Origin of the sequence: Micromonospora sp. MW-13 (genome assembly GCF_003434305.1) — a bacterium.
In the GTDB taxonomy this organism is placed as follows: domain Bacteria; phylum Actinomycetota; class Actinomycetes; order Mycobacteriales; family Micromonosporaceae; genus Micromonospora.
Map to the genome: position 1 here is coordinate 129,516 of NZ_QKKX01000050.1, position 16,051 is coordinate 145,566.

14 protein-coding genes are annotated in these 16,051 nt (G+C 75.9%); 6 read left to right on the forward strand and 8 right to left on the reverse strand.

Annotation, left to right across the window (positions count from 1 at the left end):
* Positions 1-24: 24 nt before the first annotated feature.
* The 3 genes from C5N14_RS23285 to C5N14_RS23295 are packed head-to-tail and all read right to left on the reverse strand — an operon-like array spanning position 25 to position 3,550.
* A complete protein-coding gene (locus tag C5N14_RS23285; protein WP_117670591.1) occupies positions 25-1,560 on the reverse strand; it encodes an MFS transporter in 1,536 nt (511 codons plus the stop codon).
* Between the two features lie 35 nt (positions 1,561-1,595).
* Positions 1,596-2,840 carry an MFS transporter gene (locus C5N14_RS23290; RefSeq protein WP_117670593.1) on the reverse strand — a complete coding sequence of 415 codons (1,245 nt, stop codon included), beginning with the start codon at positions 2,838-2,840 and terminating at the stop codon, positions 1,596-1,598.
* Positions 2,837-3,550: a siderophore-interacting protein gene (locus tag C5N14_RS23295; RefSeq protein ID WP_117670595.1), complete on the reverse strand. Its 714-nt coding sequence runs from the start codon at positions 3,548-3,550 to the stop codon at positions 2,837-2,839. The genes C5N14_RS23290 and C5N14_RS23295 overlap by 4 nt, the downstream gene beginning before the upstream one ends.
* A gap of 56 nt (positions 3,551-3,606) precedes the next feature.
* On the opposite strand from C5N14_RS23295, the gene C5N14_RS23300 reads away from it, so the two are divergent.
* Both C5N14_RS23300 and C5N14_RS23305 read left to right on the forward strand, forming a co-directional pair.
* Complete coding sequence (locus C5N14_RS23300; RefSeq protein WP_117670678.1) at positions 3,607-5,712, forward strand: penicillin acylase family protein; 2,106 nt, start codon at positions 3,607-3,609, stop codon at positions 5,710-5,712.
* A gap of 14 nt (positions 5,713-5,726) precedes the next feature.
* Positions 5,727-6,293, forward strand: coding sequence for a GNAT family N-acetyltransferase (locus tag C5N14_RS23305; RefSeq protein WP_117670600.1), 567 nt, complete (start codon positions 5,727-5,729; stop codon positions 6,291-6,293).
* Positions 6,294-6,592: 299 nt separating this feature from the next.
* Here the strand turns inward: C5N14_RS23305 and C5N14_RS23315 are convergent, their stop codons facing one another.
* Positions 6,593-7,393 carry a trypsin-like serine protease gene (locus C5N14_RS23315; RefSeq protein WP_117670602.1) on the reverse strand — a complete coding sequence of 267 codons (801 nt, stop codon included), beginning with the start codon at positions 7,391-7,393 and terminating at the stop codon, positions 6,593-6,595.
* A gap of 191 nt (positions 7,394-7,584) precedes the next feature.
* Positions 7,585-10,200: a CHAT domain-containing protein gene (locus tag C5N14_RS23320; protein ID WP_117670604.1), complete on the reverse strand. Its 2,616-nt coding sequence runs from the start codon at positions 10,198-10,200 to the stop codon at positions 7,585-7,587.
* 193 nt (positions 10,201-10,393) lie between these two features.
* Between C5N14_RS23320 and C5N14_RS23325 the strand changes: the two genes are divergently transcribed.
* The 3 genes from C5N14_RS23325 to C5N14_RS23335 are packed head-to-tail and all read left to right on the forward strand — an operon-like array spanning position 10,394 to position 12,807.
* On the forward strand, positions 10,394-11,704 hold the full coding sequence (locus C5N14_RS23325) for a S8/S53 family peptidase (protein WP_243639954.1): 1,311 nt from the start codon (positions 10,394-10,396) through the stop codon (positions 11,702-11,704).
* 31 nt (positions 11,705-11,735) lie between these two features.
* The gene (locus C5N14_RS23330) at positions 11,736-12,368 is read left to right on the forward strand and encodes an RNA polymerase sigma factor (protein WP_117670608.1); all 633 of its coding nucleotides are present in this window, start codon (positions 11,736-11,738) and stop codon (positions 12,366-12,368) included.
* On the forward strand, positions 12,343-12,807 hold the full coding sequence (locus C5N14_RS23335) for a hypothetical protein (RefSeq protein WP_117670680.1): 465 nt from the start codon (positions 12,343-12,345) through the stop codon (positions 12,805-12,807). The genes C5N14_RS23330 and C5N14_RS23335 overlap by 26 nt, the downstream gene beginning before the upstream one ends.
* Before the next feature lie 183 nt (positions 12,808-12,990).
* Here C5N14_RS23335 and C5N14_RS23340 read toward each other — a convergent pair whose 3' ends face one another.
* Positions 12,991-13,593 (reverse strand): hypothetical protein, encoded by a 603-nt coding sequence (locus C5N14_RS23340; RefSeq protein WP_117670609.1) that lies wholly within the window; start codon positions 13,591-13,593, stop codon positions 12,991-12,993.
* A gap of 290 nt (positions 13,594-13,883) precedes the next feature.
* On the opposite strand from C5N14_RS23340, the gene C5N14_RS32335 reads away from it, so the two are divergent.
* Positions 13,884-14,219, forward strand: a complete 336-nt coding sequence (locus tag C5N14_RS32335) for a hypothetical protein (protein ID WP_117670611.1) — start codon at positions 13,884-13,886, stop codon at positions 14,217-14,219.
* 390 nt (positions 14,220-14,609) lie between these two features.
* Here C5N14_RS32335 and C5N14_RS23355 read toward each other — a convergent pair whose 3' ends face one another.
* Together C5N14_RS23355 and C5N14_RS32340 are read right to left on the reverse strand one after the other, a co-directional pair.
* The gene (locus tag C5N14_RS23355; protein WP_243639956.1) at positions 14,610-15,818 is read right to left on the reverse strand and encodes a helix-turn-helix domain-containing protein; all 1,209 of its coding nucleotides are present in this window, start codon (positions 15,816-15,818) and stop codon (positions 14,610-14,612) included.
* Positions 15,805-15,969, reverse strand: coding sequence for a hypothetical protein (locus tag C5N14_RS32340; protein ID WP_165878203.1), 165 nt, complete (start codon positions 15,967-15,969; stop codon positions 15,805-15,807). Before C5N14_RS32340 ends, C5N14_RS23355 begins: the two co-directional genes overlap by 14 nt.
* Positions 15,970-16,051: the final 82 nt, after the last annotated feature.

Genomic DNA, 16,051 nt, shown 5'->3' on the forward strand with positions numbered 1-16,051 from the left:
GTCCGCAAGACTTTCCAGCAACTTTCAGGCCCGTTGCGGCAGCCGTTCGCGTGCGACGCCTCCACCGCTTCGTTGCGCCCGGCGCAGCAGCCAGGCGGCGAGCAGACCACCGGTCAGGACGGCGACCGCGCCCACCGTCTGCCCGGACTCCGACGCGACGCGGAAGGCGTCGGCGACCTGCGCCCGGTCCGCGTCGGTCCGGGCGGCGGCCAGCGCGGCGGGGAACGACCCGGCGCCGGCCAGCGCGGCGGGCAGCAGCGCCGCGAACCGGGCGTTCAGCACGGCTCCCAGGACGGCGACGCCGAGGCTGCTGCCGACCTCCGTCATCGTGCCGTCCACACCGGCGCCCGCGCCGGCCTTCTGCGGCGGGATCGCGCTCATCACCGCCTCCACGATCGCCGGGTTGGCCAGGGCGCAGCCGGTGCCCATGGTGAGCAGGCCGGCCAGCAGCACGCCGTAGCCGTCCCCGGGGGCGTGGGTGACGAACAGCAGACCGCCGGAGAGCAGGGTCATGCCGACGGCGATGGCCCCGGCGGTGCCGAGCCGGTGGATCAGCCGGGCGGCGATGCCGGCGAGGTTGAGCACGACGATGGACAGCGCGAACGGCACCATCCGCAGGCCCGCATCCCAGGCCGGGTACCCGCGTACGAACTGGAGGTGCTGGGTCAGCAGGAACAGCGCGCCGGTGGCGCCGAAGGTGATCAGGACGACCCCGGAGACCGCGCCGACGAAGCGGCGGTCACGGAAGAAGCCCATGTCCAGCATGGGGTGGGCGACCCGCCGTTCCCACCACACGAAGGCGGCGAGCAGCAGCACTCCCCCGGCGGCCGTGCCGAGCACCGGGGCGGAGCCCCAGCCCCGGTCGGGACCGGCGATGATCGCGTACACCACCCCGGTGAGGCCGGCCGTGGACAGCACCACCCCGCCGAGGTCGAGACGGCCGCCTGCCGGGTCGCGGGATTCCGGCACCAGGACCCCGGCGGCCACCAGGCAGACCGCCACGATCGGGACGTTGACCAGGAAGATCGCCTCCCACGGGAAGTGGGCGAGGATGAGCCCGCCGACGGGCGGCCCGGCCGCGAAGCCCAGCGCGCTGGCCGCCGCCCAGATGCCGATGGCCCGGGGCCGCTCGGCGGCGTCGAAGACCTGCATCGCCACGGCGAGGGTGGCGGTGACGAGCAGGGCGCCGCCGATGCCCATGCCGGCCCGGGCCGCGATGAGCTGCCCGGTGGACTGGGCGAGCGCCGCGGCCACCGATCCGGCGCCGAACAGGACGAGACCGGCCAGCAGCAGCCGGCGCCGGCCGTACCGGTCGACGGCGCTGCCCGCGGTGAGCAGCAGGCCGGACTGGACCAGCGCGTACGCGTTGATGGTCCACTGCACGTCGGCGGTGCTGGCGCCCAACTCGGCGGTGAGCACCGGCACCGCCACGGTCAGCACGGTGTTGTCGAGCACCACGGTGACCTGGGCGAGGCAGAGCACGGCGAGGATCAGCCACCGGGTGGGCAGTGGGCGGGCGCGGGCGGGCAGCGTCCGGACGGCGGGTTCGGGCAGGCTCATGGCGCTCCTGTCGCAACGGTGGAACGGCGGAACGGTCAGCTCGCGGCGGGCACCGGCTCGCCGGTGGGCCTCGGCAGTGGCGGGGCCGACGGGCGGTGCCGGCGCTGGTGCGCCACGCCCACCGCGACGCCGGCGGCCACCAGCACGACGGAGCCGACCGCGACCGCGGGGTAGCCGACCCGTTCGGCGACGACCAGCCCGACCGAGGCCGCCGCGAACGAACAGATCATCCCGAACGACGACAGCACCGTGAAGTCGGTGCCGCCGGTGTCGGGCCGCGAGTAGTCCATGTTGACCGTGTAGAGCACCACGTTGGCGGCCGTGTAGGCGGCCATGAATCCCGACAGCGCCAGCACCGTCGGCGCGAGGGGGGCCCGCCCGGTGAGCAGCGGCAGCAGCAGCGCCGTGGACGCCGCCAGCGCCACCCCGGCGGCGACGAGCACGCCCGCGCGGCCGAACCGGCCGACCGACGCGCCGGCGACGAGGCCGGCGACGACGGCCGGCGCGCTGGTGACGATGCCGGTGACCACACCGATGCGCTCCAGCGACCAGCCGGCGTCGACCAGGGCCGGGGACAGCACGGCGTACGCCGCGCCGGCGCCGGTGTAGACCAGCGGCACCACGCCGAATGTCCACCAGCGGCAGCCGGGCTGGCCGAACACCGTCAGCAGCGCCCGGTACGCCTGGCCGGCGCCGGCGGGACGGGCGGTGCGCCCGGGTTCCCGGAACCGCCACACCACCAGCAGGCCGACGGCGGTCAGCCCGGCCAGCAGCAGGATCGCCGGCACCCAGCCGTACCGGTCGTAGACGACCACGCAGGCGCCCCCGCCGAGCAGGTTGCCGAGGTAGCTGGCGGCCACCTGGATACCGTTGCCGGCGCCCCGGGCGCGGGCGGAGAGCACCCGGACGGCGACCGCGTCGACGGCGATGTCCTGGGTGGCCGACAGCAGCACGTACGCGGCGCAGATCGCCACGACCGGGCCGAGCTGCCCGGCGGGCCGGGTGTACGGCAGCAGGGCCAGCAGCGCGAGCACCAGGCCGCCCTGGAGCACCAGCAGCCAGGACCGGTAGTGGCCGCGGCGGCGGGAGCCGTACCGGTCCAGCAACGGCGCCCAGAGGAACTTGATCGGCCAGATCAGGCCGACGAACTGCAACAGGGCGAGGGTGTCCAGCGAGGTGCCGCCGTCGCGCAGGATCGCGGTGAGGCCGACGGTGATGAAGCCGATGCCGAGGTACTGGGTGACGTAGAGGGCGGTGAGCGTGCCGAGGTGCGACCTCACCGGGCGCTCCAGTACCCGAGCGCGGTGAGCTGGTGCCTGCCCACGCCGAGGGTGCGGCGCAGGTGCCTGGTCAGGTCGCGGGTGCTGGCCGCCTCGCAGGCGACCCAGTAGTGGGCGTCGTCGGCGCCGGCGGGCAGCGCCGCGCGGACGGTGTCGACGAGGTGCCGGCCGTCGTCGCGGCGGGGCACCCAGTTGATCTCGTGGCCGGCGCGGTCCCGGGTCGGCAGCGCCCGCTCGCCGTCGTGGGCGTACTCCACCCAGACCGTGGCCGGGATGTCCGCGGCGGCGTCGAGCAGGCTGTTCACCGCCGGCAGGGACGCGGCGTCGCCGACCAGGTAGAGGTGGCGCGGGGCGGGGTCGGGCAGCCGGAACGCGCTGCCCTGCACGGTGGCCTCGATGGTGTCGCCGACCTGGGCGGCGCTCGCCCACCGGGCGGCGCACCCGTCGTGCAGGGCGAACTCCAGGCTGAACCGGCCGGCCGCCGCGTCGGGGTCGACGAGGGTGTAGGCGCGCTGGTGAAGGCGGCCCTCGTTGTCGAACCACAGCCGGACCCACATGGTGGGGTGCACGCCGCACTCCGCCAGCAGGCCGCCGTCGTCGAGGTGCAGCCGCTGGTAGCTCCCGCCGACCGACTCGGTCCCCCGCACGGTCAGCCGGAAGGTCCGGCCGCCCATCGCGCGCAGCACCAGGGCTTCCCAGTTCCGTTTCACGGACCCCTCCAGTAAGGTCTGCCTAAGTTAGGGGAGGGTAACCTAAATTGAAGCTGTTGTGGGAGCCGGCCCCGCCGCGTGCGCCGCACGCCCGGACGGCCGGCATCCGTCGCGACACCTGGGGCGTGGCGCACCTGTGGGCGGACACTGTGGACGACCTGGCCCGGCTACAGGGTCGGGCGGCGGCGCTCGACCGGGCATGGCAGATCGAGGTGGAGCGGTGGCGCTCCGAGGGCCGGCTCGCCCAGCACGTCGGCCCCGCCGAGGTGGGCTGGGACCGGTTCGCCCGCCGGGCCCGCCTCGACGACACCGCCCGGCGCTGCTTCGTCCGGCTCGACCCCGCCACCCGGCGCTGGGTCGCCGCGTACGCCCAGGGGGTCAACGACGGGCTCGCCGAGGGGGCCGCCGGGGCCCCCGAGTTCGCCGCCGCCGGCTGCGCCCCCGGCCGGTGGCGGCCCTGGTCCCCGCTCGGGGTCTTCCTGGTGCAGCACGTGCTGTTCGCGACCTTCCCGAACAAGCTGTGGCGCGCGCACGTCGCCGCCACCCTCGGGCCGGCGGCCGACGGGCTGTTCAGCGCCGAGCCACCGGCCGGGTCGGGCAGCAACGCCTGGGCCGTGCCGGCAGACCCGGCCACCGGGCGGGGCCCGGTCATCGCCGGCGACCCGCACCGGATCCTCGAACTGCCCGGCATCTACCACCAGGTGCGCCTGGCCTGCCCCGAGTTCGACGTGCTCGGGTTCGCCTTTCCCGGCGTCCCCGGCCTGCCGCACTTCGGCCACGCGGGCGAGGTGGCCTGGGCGGTGACCAACGCGATGGCCGACTACCAGGACCTCTACCGGGAGCGGCTGCGCCGCGACGGCGACCGGGTCCTGGTGCGCGAGGCCGACGGCTGGGCGCCGGCCCGCCGCCACGTCGAGCGCATCGTGGTACGCGGCGGCGAGCCGGTGCAGGTCGAGGTGATCGAGACGCCCCGCGGCCCCGTCGTCGACGAGGACCGGCACACCGGCGAGGCGATCAGCCTGCGCACCCCCGCCCGGGTCGAGCAGCGCCTCGGCTTCGACGCGCTGCTGCCGCTGCTGCGGGCGCGCAGCGTCGACGACGTCGCCACGGCGCTGGGCCGCTGGGTCGAGCCGGTCAACAGCGTGCTCGTCGCCGACCGGTCGGGGACGGTGGCCCAGCTCGTCACCGGCCTGGTCCCGGTCCGCGACGAACGGTGCCGGCGGGAGCCGGTGCCCGGCTGGGAGCCGCGCTACCGCTGGACCGGCGACTACGCCCCGCTGCCCCGGACCGCGGTGACCGGGCCGGTGGTCTGCGCCAACGACCGCCGGCCCGACGTGGCGGCGCTCGGCGTCGACTTCGCGCCGCCGCACCGCGCCCGGCGCATCCGCACGCTGCTGGCGGCCGGGGCCGGGCCGGCGAGCGTGCACACCGACGACCGGCTGGAGGCCGCCGTCCTGCGCGGCGCGCTCGACCGCGTCGACGCCGACGCCCTCAGCACGCCGGCCCGGGCGCTGCGCGACCGGCTGGCCGCCTGGGACGGACGGATGCGCGCCGACAGCGCCGACGCCGGCGCGTTCGCCGCCTGGCGGGGGGCGCTGGCCCGAGGGTTGCACGAGCACCCGCGGCTGCGTCCGCTGCGCGCCGAGGGTGCGTACGACGAGCTGTTCGCGGCATGGACCAACCCCCTCGGCCGCATCGGCCACGCCCTCGACGCCGTGGTGGCGGGGCTGGACCGCCTCGGCGTGGACGTGGGGCCGGTGGCCGCCGCCGCGCTGGAGGAGGTGTCGCACGGCGACCCGCCCGGCACCTGGGGACGCCGGCACGTCCTGCACCCGGTGCACCTGTCGGTGGCCAAGGAGGTCGACGTCGCGGTGGAGGAGATGCGCGAGCGCGTGACGCTCTCCGGCGACGCCGACTGCGTGCTGGCCACGAGCAGCGTCCCCGGGCTCTCCGACGCCTGCTGGCGGGGCCCGGTCGCCCGCTACGTCTGGGACCTGACCGACCGGGCGGACAGCCGCTGGGTGGTGCCGTTCGGCGCCTCCGGCCGCCCCGGCGACCCGCACTTCGACGACCAACTGCCCCGGTGGGCCGCCGGGGAGCTGATCCCGGTGGTCACCGACTGGGCGCGGCTCACCCCCGAGCAGGAGACGAGGACCCCGTGACACACCAAAAGACCGTGGCGTACCGAGAGAAGGTGCCCGACGTCGGCGAGTTGTCCCTCGTCGCCGTCGACCCGGCGGCCCACGCCGAACTGCTGCACGGCTGGGTGACCCAGCCCCGGGCGGCGTTCTGGGGGATGGCCGGGCACACCGTCGAGGAGGTGCGCGAGGTGTACGCCTTCGTCGACGGGCTGGCCACCCACCACGCGTACCTGATCCTGCTCGACGGCGAGCCGATCGGCCTGTTCCAGAGCTACGAACCGGAGGCCGATCCGGTCGGCGAGCGGTATCCCGTCCGGCCCGGCGACATCGGCATGCACCTGCTGCTCTCCCCCGGGCGGCGTCCGCCGCGCAACCTCACCGGGACGGTGGGGCCCGCGCTGGTGAGGTTCCTCCTGCGCGACCCGACCCGGCAGCGGGTGGTGGTCGAGCCGGACGTGCGCAACGGGCCCGCGCTGCACCGGCTGGAGCGGTCCGGCTTCACCTTCGACGACGAGATCGACATGCCCGACAAGCGGGCGCAGCTGGCCTTCCTCACCCGGGCCCGGTTCGAGACCGACCACCCCGCGCCGCCGGCCGACTGAGCGGGATCGACAGAAAGTTTTACGGTGATCCTAGGGGTAGATCGGGGTGCTGTGGCACCACACCGCCACCAACCCGCACCCGGCGCTGAACATCTGCACCAACGGCCGCTCCGACCTGCCCGGCCCGCTCTGCCAGGCCCTGGTCGACTACCACGGCGTGTTCCACCTGATCTCCGCCGGGCGGTGCAAGGGTCCGGATCGGCCACGTCCCGACGGGTTGGACGCCGCCGGTCGCCCGGTGGACCGACGGGCGCGGCCCGGCCGGACGTCCGGCCGGGCCGCGCCCGTCGTCGGGTCGGTCAGCCGCCGAGGCTCGCGGCGGCCGAGGCGATCGCGGAGGAGAAGTAGCTCACCTGGGTGTAGACGCCCGGGTAGTCGGGGCGGGCGCAGCCGTTGCCCCAGCTGACGATGCCGACCTGGATCCAGGCGTTGCTGGCGTCGCGGCGGAACATCGGGCCGCCCGAGTCACCCTGGCAGGTGTCGGTGCCGCCGCTGGCGTAGCCGGCACAGATCTCCTCGGCCGCGATGATCTCGCCGCCGTAGTTGGAGTTGCAGACCGAGTCGCTGACGAACGGCACCGTGGCCTTGAGCAGGTAGCGCTGCTGCGCGCCGCCCTCCCGCGCCGCGCCCCAGCCGGCGATGGTGAAGGTGCCGCTGTCGTACGCGCCGCTGGTGGCGATCGGCAGGGTGGCCAGGCCGGTGACCGGGGTGGCCAGCCGGATCAGCGCCCAGTCCTTGCCGGAGCCGTTGTAGCCCGGGGCCCGGTAGACGTAGTTCGACCGGACGGTGATCCGGCTGCTGGACTGGAGGTCGACCACGCCGAGCGTGGCCGTGATGCTGGTGTTGGTGCCCGTGGCGCCCACGCAGTGCGCGGCGGTGAGGACCAGCCGCGGGCTGTACAGCGCCCCGCCGCAGCCCATCGAGAGCCGCACCATGAACGGGAACTCGCCCTGGGCGGCCCGGGTGCCGCCGACGACGTTGGGGGTCATCGTGCCGTCGGGCGGCGCGGCGGCGGCGGGTGCGGTGAGAGTGAGGCTGCCCGCGGTCACCGCGGCCAGCGCGGCGGCCAACAGGCCGGTGAGGGTGCGCCAGCGAACCATGTGTTCCTCCGCATCGAGACCGGCGCGCCGGGTGGACGCACCTCGTTCGAGATGACGGAAATTCTATTGATGGATATTGATTTCTGATCATCCTCTCCGGGTCATACGACGGTGTTATCCCTACGCCGGGCCGAGGCCCTCGGGCGCGCACCCGAGCCACCCGGACCGGACCCGTCCACCACGGGCGGCGCTCACCCGGCGCCGAAGCAGACGAAGGCGGCGGCCGTCGCCGCGGCGGAGCCGTCGCCGGTGGCGACGAACGCGGCCTGGGCGTCGGCGAGGGCCCGCGCCGGCCGGGCCCCGGCACGCATCCGCCGGTGCAGGTCGAGCATGAGCGCGGTGGTGAGGTCGGCCGGCACCGGCAGCACGGCCGCCACCAGGCATCGGGTGCCCAGCGCCAGCAGCACCGCCGTGAAGCCCAGCACCTCGTCGCCGGGGCGCACCCCGGACAGCCCCGAGTCGCACGCGGAGAGCACCACGCAGCCCGGCGGGCGGGGCAGCCGTTCCAGCTCGTACGCGAGCAGCGGCCCGTCGGCCAGCTCCAGGCCGGAGAAGAGCGGGTTGTCGGCCCGGAACGTGCCGTGCGCGGCGATGTGGGCCAGCCCGGCGCCGTCCAGCGCGGCGGTCAACGCGTCGGCGGTGGCGTCCGCCCCGGCGAGCAGCCGGGAGCCGGGCAGCTCGCGGGCGAGCAGCTCGACCTCGGTCCGCGCGGCCGGCAGTCGCGGACCCGCCGCCAGCACCGGTGCGCCGTCGGGCGCCGCCCGGCCGTCCGCGCGCAGCCAGACCGTGGCCGACGGGGCCACCGTCACCGGCCGCCCGGCGCACGTCGGCAGGCCGGACCACGCGACCGCGTGCAGCGCCGCGACCGGCACGAGCACCAGGGGGCGGTCGCCCAGCCGCCGGCGCAGCGGGTCGAAAAGCTGCCGGTCCAGGGCCGCCGCGGCGTGCCCGACCCCGGCCCGGGCGGCGGCCGTGTCGCCGGTGGTGACCAGCCGGCGCAGGCCGAAGCGGTGCCGCCGGGCCTGCTCCACCGCCTCGGCGAGCGGACCGAGGTCGTGCAGGCTGGCCCGGCCGTCGCGGACCAGCACCGCCCGCAGCCGGTCCCCGTGCGCCACCAGCTCCACCAGCACGCGCGGGCCGAGCCGGGCGGCGAGCGCCGCGACGCCCGGCGGGGCCGTCACGTCGCCACCGCCGGGCACCCGCCGGGCCAGGTCCCGGATCACCTGTTCGAGCCGGGCCTGCCGGCCCCGCAGCGCGTGCGTCGGCCGGCCCACGAGCAGGGCGTCCTCCAGCAGGCTGCTGACCAGGCGAAGCTCGCTGAGCGCCGCGACCAGGTCCGGGTCCTCGGGCGGCAGCGCCGGCCGGGTGCGCAGCGCGTTGGCCCGCCACCGTTCCGCCCAGGCCAGGACCCGGCCGGCGGCGCCGGACCGGACGGCGAGATCCAGGCCCTCGGCGGCCAACTGCTGCCCGTACGCCCCGCTGTGCGCCCGCAGCTCGGTGGCGCCGAGCGAGGCCCGGTGGCTGTCCAGCACGGCCAGCCCGCGCCGCAGCGCCCGGGCCGCCGCGCGGTCGTCCCCGGCGAGCCGGCGCGCCAGCGCCAGGGCGTACCACCCCTGGGCCCGGCCCGGCGCGGTGCCCCGCCGGCGGGCGCGGGCCGCCCGGCCCAGCAGGGTAGCCGCCTTCTCGGTACGGCCGAGCGCGGCGGCCAGCCGGCCGGCGTCGATCCGGGTGGTCAGCGCCGGGCCGGGCCAGCCGGTGGCGTCGAGCTGGTCGGCGGTACGCACCAGCGCGGTGAGCAGCGCCGCCGAGCCGGTGCCGCGACGGAATTCGGCGCGCAACTCGACGTGCCGGGCGAAGGCTGCCCAGGTACGCCGCCCCTGGCGACGGAAGCGGACCCGCGCCCGGGCGGCGGCGTCGGTGGCGGTGTCCAGATCCCCGGCGAGCAGCGCGGCGCGGGCCTGGGCCAGCAGCGCCTCGGCCAGGTCGGAGGCCATCCCCCGGCGGCTCAGCTCCCGCACGGCCGCCCCGGCCACCTCGACCGCCTCGTCGAGCAACGGCACCGACAGCAGCAGCTCGAACCGGTCCAGCAGCAGCGCCGGCCGGGGCACCGACAACCGGCGGTACTCCTGCTCGACCTCGGCGAAGCAGCGCAGCGCGCCCACGGTGTCGCCGCGCTGGCCCGCCGCGATGCCCAGGTTCCAGCGGGCGTCGGCGGCGGCGAGTTCCAGCCCGAGCCGCTGGAAGATCGCCGCCGACCGGGCGAGGTCGCCGTCGCGGCCCCGGCCGGCGCCCCGGTGGGCGTTGAGCAGGCCGCGGTTGTTGCGGGCCCGGGCCTCCAGCAGCGGGTCGCCCTCGCGCTGGGCGATCTCTACGGCGAGGGAGTAGTCGCGCACCGCCTCGTCGTAGCGGCCCCGGTAGTGCAGCACCACGCCCCGCTGCATCCGGGCGCGCCCGGCGTCGGCCCCGACGAGCGGGGGCAGGGCGGCGGTCACCGCGCGCAGGGCCGCGCCGGTGCGGCCGGCGTTGGCCAGCACGTAGCCGAGGCTCATCCGGGCCAGTGCGCGGGTGCGGGGCGTCGCGGCGGCCCGCACCGCCCGGCGCAGGTGCCGCAGCGCGCCGGGCAGGTCGTTGAGCTCCCGCAGGGCCAGGCCGACGGCCCGTTCGGCGGTGGAGCGCTCGTCGCCGGTGACGGCGCGGCCGGCGGCAAGCACCCGCTGCGCGATGGCGATCGCCTCGCGCGGGTAGCGCTGCACCGCGTCGAGCGCGGCCTGGGCCGCTCCGACACCGGGATCGGCGCTGTCGGCCATGTCGGACAGCGTTCCCGATGAACCGACAAGCGTCAATGCGGACCCCACAAATGGGATTTCCACCGGCCGGGTCGACCTTTTGTGTCATTGACATTCAACTATGCTTTGGAAGAATCGACAGCGCCCCGGACGTGCTGTCACGACCGCACCGGGAACCCGACGACCGCGCTGCCCGCAACCGCTTGGAGGACCGGTGCCGCCTGACCGTCCCCGCCCGCCGCCGTCGGTCGACCGGCTGTCCCGGCGGCGGCTGCTGGCCCTCGGCGCGCTCGCCGCGGCGGCGCCCCTCGGCGGCGGGCTGCGGCCCGGCGCCGCAGCCGGCGAGAGCACCGACGACGACGCCTACCAGCGGGCCTTCTCCGACGCGCTGGCCGCCGACCCCAACGTGCGGCGGCACACCGTCCCGGGCCGGGAGTTCCTCTACCGCCCCCGGCAGTTGCTCGCGGCCGACGCCGACGCCCAGCGGGTCACCGCCTGGCTGCGCGCGCGCGGCCACCAGGTGACCGTGGGCACCGGCTTCGCCGGCGTCACCCGGCTGCTGTTCGCCAAGGAGACCGACATCCCCACGGTGGTGTCGGCCCTGCGCAGCCCGCAGCAGTGGCCGGGCCAGCCGGTCCCGGCGGTGCAGCCGCACCACGTCCTGCTGGGCCTGGGCAACATCATGGGCAACCCGGGCGGCCCACCCAGGGCGGTGGGCGCGCTGGCCGCGCCGAACCCGGCCCGGCTCGGCGAGGGCGCGGGGGTCACCGTCGGCCTCTGCGACACCGGGATCTGGCGGCAGGCCGGCAGCTACCATCCGCAGTGGCTCGGCGGCAGCTACCTGCCCGAGCCGGACGACGAGGACGCCCTGTACGTCGCCGGCGACGTGCTGGCCCCGCAGGGCGGGCACGGCACCTTCGTCGCCGGGGTGGTCCGGCAGGCCGCGCCGGGAGTGAAGGTCGACCCGGAGCAGGCGTTGAACCCCACCGGCGTCGGCGACGAGTCGATGCTGGTGGCGGCCATGGCCCGGCTCGGGCCGCAGGTGTCCGTCGTCAACCTGTCCCTGGGCGGCTTCACCCAGGACGACCTGCCCCCACTGCCCCTGGTCAACGCCGTGGCCGCGCTGCCGGCGCAGACCGCCGTGGTGGCCGCCGCCGGCAACGCCGGCACCAGCCGCCCCGCCTGGCCGGCCGCGCTGGGCCGGGTGCTCGGCGTGGCCGCGGTGAGCCAGGGCGGCACCGGCCCCGCACCGGCGGCGTACAGCGGATTCGGGCCGTGGGTCGACGCCTGCGCGCTCGGCGAGCGCGACAGCACGTACGTCGAGGGCCAGCTTCCGCTGCCGGGGCGACCGACCCGGGTGTTCCACGGCTTCGCCGGGTGGGCCGGCACCTCGTTCGCCGCGGCGTACGTCTCCGGCCGGCTGGCGGCCATGATGGTCGCCGGTGGCCTGAGCGCCGACGCGGCCCGGCTCGCGCTGCTCGCGAACCCCCGCTGGCACCCCGACTACGGGGTGTTGGTCGCGTGAGGCCCGATCCGGACGGCGAAGGGGCACGCCGGTGACCGACCTGACCGCGACGGGCCTGGTGGCCGCCGCCGCCGGCGGGGACGAGGCGGCATGGGCCGAGCTGGTGCGCCGCTACACCCCGCTGGTGGTCTCGGTGATCCGGGCGCACGGGATGAGCCGCGCCGACGCCGCCGACATCAACCAGACCGTCTGGCTGCGCCTGGTGGAGCGGCTGGACCAGGTGCGCGACCCGCAGGCGCTGGCCGCCTGGCTGGCCACCACCGCCCGGCGGGAGTGCTACCGACTGTCCCGCCTCGGCCGGCGCAGCCAGCCGGTCGACCCGTACGACGACGCGCTCGACGCCCGGCACGGGCCGCTGGTGGACGCGGCGGCGCCGGACGAGGCGCTGCTGCGGGCCGAGCGGCGCCAGGCGTTGCGGGAGGGCTTCGCCCAACTTCCGCCCCGCTGCCAGGAGCTGCTGGCCCTGCTCACCGCCGACCCGCCGGTCAGCTACCGGGAGATCGGTGAGCGACTCGGCATGCCGGTCGGCAGCATCGGCCCCACCCAGGCCCGCTGCCTGCACAGGCTGCGAAACTGCCCGGCGCTCGCCCCGTTCCTCGGGGCCCGTCGCGGCCCCAACAAGAACGGGGGTGACCGCGATGGCGCCGTGGCCGCCGGGCGATGACGACGCCCTGACCGTGGAGCTGGGCGCGGCGTTGTGGGACGCCGGACCCGTTCCCGAGGAGTTCCTGACCGCCGCGCGGGCGGCGTTCGCCTGGCGGACCGTGGACGCCGAACTGGCGGTCGCCGAGCTGACGTTCGACTCGGCGTGCGACGCCGAGCCCGCCGGGCTGACCCGCTCGGGCGGCGCGGCGCGGACCCTGTCCTTCCGCAGCGGCGCCGTGGTGTTGGAGATCGAGGTGAGCGACGCCGGGATCGTCGGTCAGCTCTCCCCGCCCCGGGGCGGCCGGGTCACCGCCCGGACCGCCACCGGCCCGTACGACGAGGCGCCGGTCGACGAGGTGGGCTTCTTCTCGCTGGGCGCTCCCCCGGCCGGCCCCGTCCGGCTCTCCGCCCGCGCCGACGGGTACGCGGTGGCCACCGACTGGGTCAGCCTCAGCTAGCGGCGGGCCGCCGTCCCTCCGCAGGCCCGGCCCCGCCCGGCGATCGTCACGCTGGCAGGCGTACGGCGGGGTCCCCGGACCCGACGGTCCGGAACCCCGCCGTACGGCCATCGGACGGCGGTGGCCGCCAGCAGCGGGATCGGCGCCGGCGATCGGCCGGATCCCGGCGCCCGCCCGCGAAGGCTAGACCGACAGGAGGTCGCGCCAGGCGATGTTGTTGTTGTTCCGGACGTTGGTCATCAGGTCCGGGGTGAGCAGCGGCAACGGGTCGTCCGGGGAGTCCCACACGGCCAGCAGGGAGAAGTGGCCGGGGCCGGGCACGGCGCCCCACGGGACGACCACGGTCGTGGCGCCCGCCGGCACGACGACATTCACCGTCGCGACCCAGGTCAGGTCCGTCGGCCAGACCATGCCACCGCCCGGGGAGGTGCGGTAGATCCGCAGCGACCCGCTGTCGGTGCCCGCACCGTACGGGCCAGGATTGCGCAGCGTGACGAAGATGTAGCTGGTCATGCCGACGACCGGGAACTGACTGGTCGCGCACGCCACCGCCGTCGGACAGACCTTCACGTCGGGGCTGGACCAGATCGGGCTGCCGGTGTGCGGCTGGAGGCCGACGTCGGTGGCGACGTCCCGCATCCAGACGTCGGTAACGGTCATGACCCGGTCCGGCTGCGCGGCCGGTGGGGCGGCGGGGGCGGCGGTGGTGCCCAGCAGGCCGGCCAGGGCCGTACCGGCGAGCAGGGCCAGCGCCGCGTGCCGGGCGCGGCTACCCAGGAATGCCATGACACTGTCTCCCATCGACGGGGTGGCCGGCCGTGGTCCCGGACCGGCGTGGTCATGGCTTCAGGAGCCGGCCGCGGGCCCGCAGATACCGACACCGGAGGTGGCGGTTGTCCAGATGACGCCAGGTCGGATCAATCAGACGCCGATCCGACGACAGCGAAGCTGAGGGACGGCTCAGGGCAAGGCTAGGCTGCCCACGGCGGGCGACGGCGGAAGCGCCTGCCGCCCTCGCCGATCGACCGCCGCCGGCCGCGAGAGGACGCCATGAACCGCGACACACGGGGTGCGCAGTGAACCGGTCGAGGTGGCTGGTCGGTGGTCTGCACGTCGCGACCCTGGTGTGGGTCGGTGGCGACTTCCCGTGGGTCCATGGGCGGTTCGAGCCGGGGCCGGGGTGTGCCGCCGTCGAGGGGTTCCTGCCGTCCGACGGCGGCGGCGCCCGCTGGCTGGACGACGACGCGCTCGCCGCGGCCGGCCACCCACCCGAGACGTGGCTGCTGGTCGACGAGGACGACGAGGAGCCCTGCTTCCTGCACGCGCTCGTGCGCCGCGGCGAGGACGACGTGTCGTGGCGGTTCGGCGGGTCGCCGCTGGAGCTGGACGACCCGCCCGCTGGGCGGGCCTGAGCGCGGCGGGTACAACCTCCCGGTCGAACGGGAACTCCCGTCGATTCCGGCGGCGACCGTGCCGGGGGTGCTGGTGTTGGCGGTGATCCCGTCGGTCCCAGCTCGGCGGCGAACGAGCAGCTCCACCGCGCACTGGAGGCGGGTGTCGCCCGAGGAATCCGTCCTGCTGAGGGTCGTCGCGGTCGGGTTCGGTGGGCTCGGTTGCTGTACTTCGCTGCTGTAGTTCTTCGGCGGCGTCGATGACGTTGCGGGCGGCGGTCGCTACCGGGCAGTCCGGTGTGTGGCAGACCCGGCAGCTGCCGTCCGGGCCGGTCCGGTGGTCGCGGAGGACCGCTCGGGCGGTGAGGATGAGCCGGTTGCGGATCTGGGCCAGCGACAGGAACGGCCCGGTCATGCTGGGGTCACCCCGAGGGCGACGGCGAGCTGGATGATCGTGGCCGGCGCGTGCGGGTCGCGGGCTACCTGGGCGAGCACCTCCCGGGCGGCGGGGCGGTGGCGTACCTCGGCCGGTGCCGTGCGGTCGGCGTCGACCAGGGCCCCGCCCGCGCTGGCCGGGTCGTCGGCTTGGAGGTAGGCGCGGGCGGCGTCGAGCAGGTGGGCGGCGCGGTGTTCGACCGGTAGCCACCGCCAGCCGTCCCGCTTCGTGGCCTGCTCGTGCCAGGCGACCGCGTCGTGTGCGTTGCCCAGTTCGAGGGCTGCGGCGGCACGGGCCAGGTCAACCGCAGTCGGCCCGAACGCGGTCCGGTGGTGATCGTGGCCGTCGCCTACCCGGGCCGCCATGCCGGCAGCCTCGCCGATGAGTTCGACGGTGACCCGGTCGTCACCGCCACGCGCCGCCGCCAGGGCCGCCTGCACAAGCAGCGTCCCGCACAGCGACAGTGCGGCCGGGGTCCCGTCGTCCGGGTTGGACGGGGCGATCCGGTACGCGGCGGCCAGCGTCGCCGACAGGGCCGCCCGCGCTCGCCCCGAGGCGCGCAGCACCTGGCCGAGTTGCACGGCTGCGGCGGCCACCAGCGCCGAGTCACCGGTGGCCACGGCCATCGCCCGATCGGCGGCCAGCCAGCCCAGGTCGACCTCGCCGAGCTTCACCAGCAGCGACGCGGTCACCCGGTACACCTCGACCAGCAGTGGACGACCCCACCCGGGATCATCGGCGTGGACACGCTGCACGCCAGCCAGCAGGTCCGGCACCAGCACGATCACCTGCGGGTACCGGGCGTGCTGGAAGGTGATCCAAGCGTGTGTGACATCCCGCGCCAGCCGATCAGCCGACAACACCTGACAGCGCGCCGCCGACCGGCCCACCGCGATGTCGTACGTCGACAGGGCCTCCCGGACACGCTCGACGCCCTCGACCCGCCCGGTCACGTCGGCGGGCCGGGTGTCCCGACCAAGCAGCACCGCCGTGTCGATCCGCAGCACGGCGGCGACGTCCCGGAGGACCGACATCTTGTCCAGCGACCGGACACCCCGCTCGACCTTGTCGACCCAGCTCTTGGACTTGCCGAGCCGGTCGGCGAACACCTGCTGGGAGAGCTTGCGCCGCCCCCGCCAGTACGCCACCCGACGACCGACCGGCAGGAGGTCACTGCTGTCCACGACGCCACCGCCTGTCCGGCACCGCCCTGGTCGTCTCCTCGGCCGGTATCCGTTCCTCCTCGGCCAGCGCCAGGATCCGTCGCTTGGCGGCTTCCCGTTCCTCCTGCTGTATCTGCTCGCCTCTGCCCTCGACCGGCCTGGTGTCGCTCATCCCCCACCTCCGCTGGTAGGGCGCGGCGGCGTGCTCTTGGAAGGACCGACACCGCCGCGCCCGGCTGCGAGCGGGTCGCGGC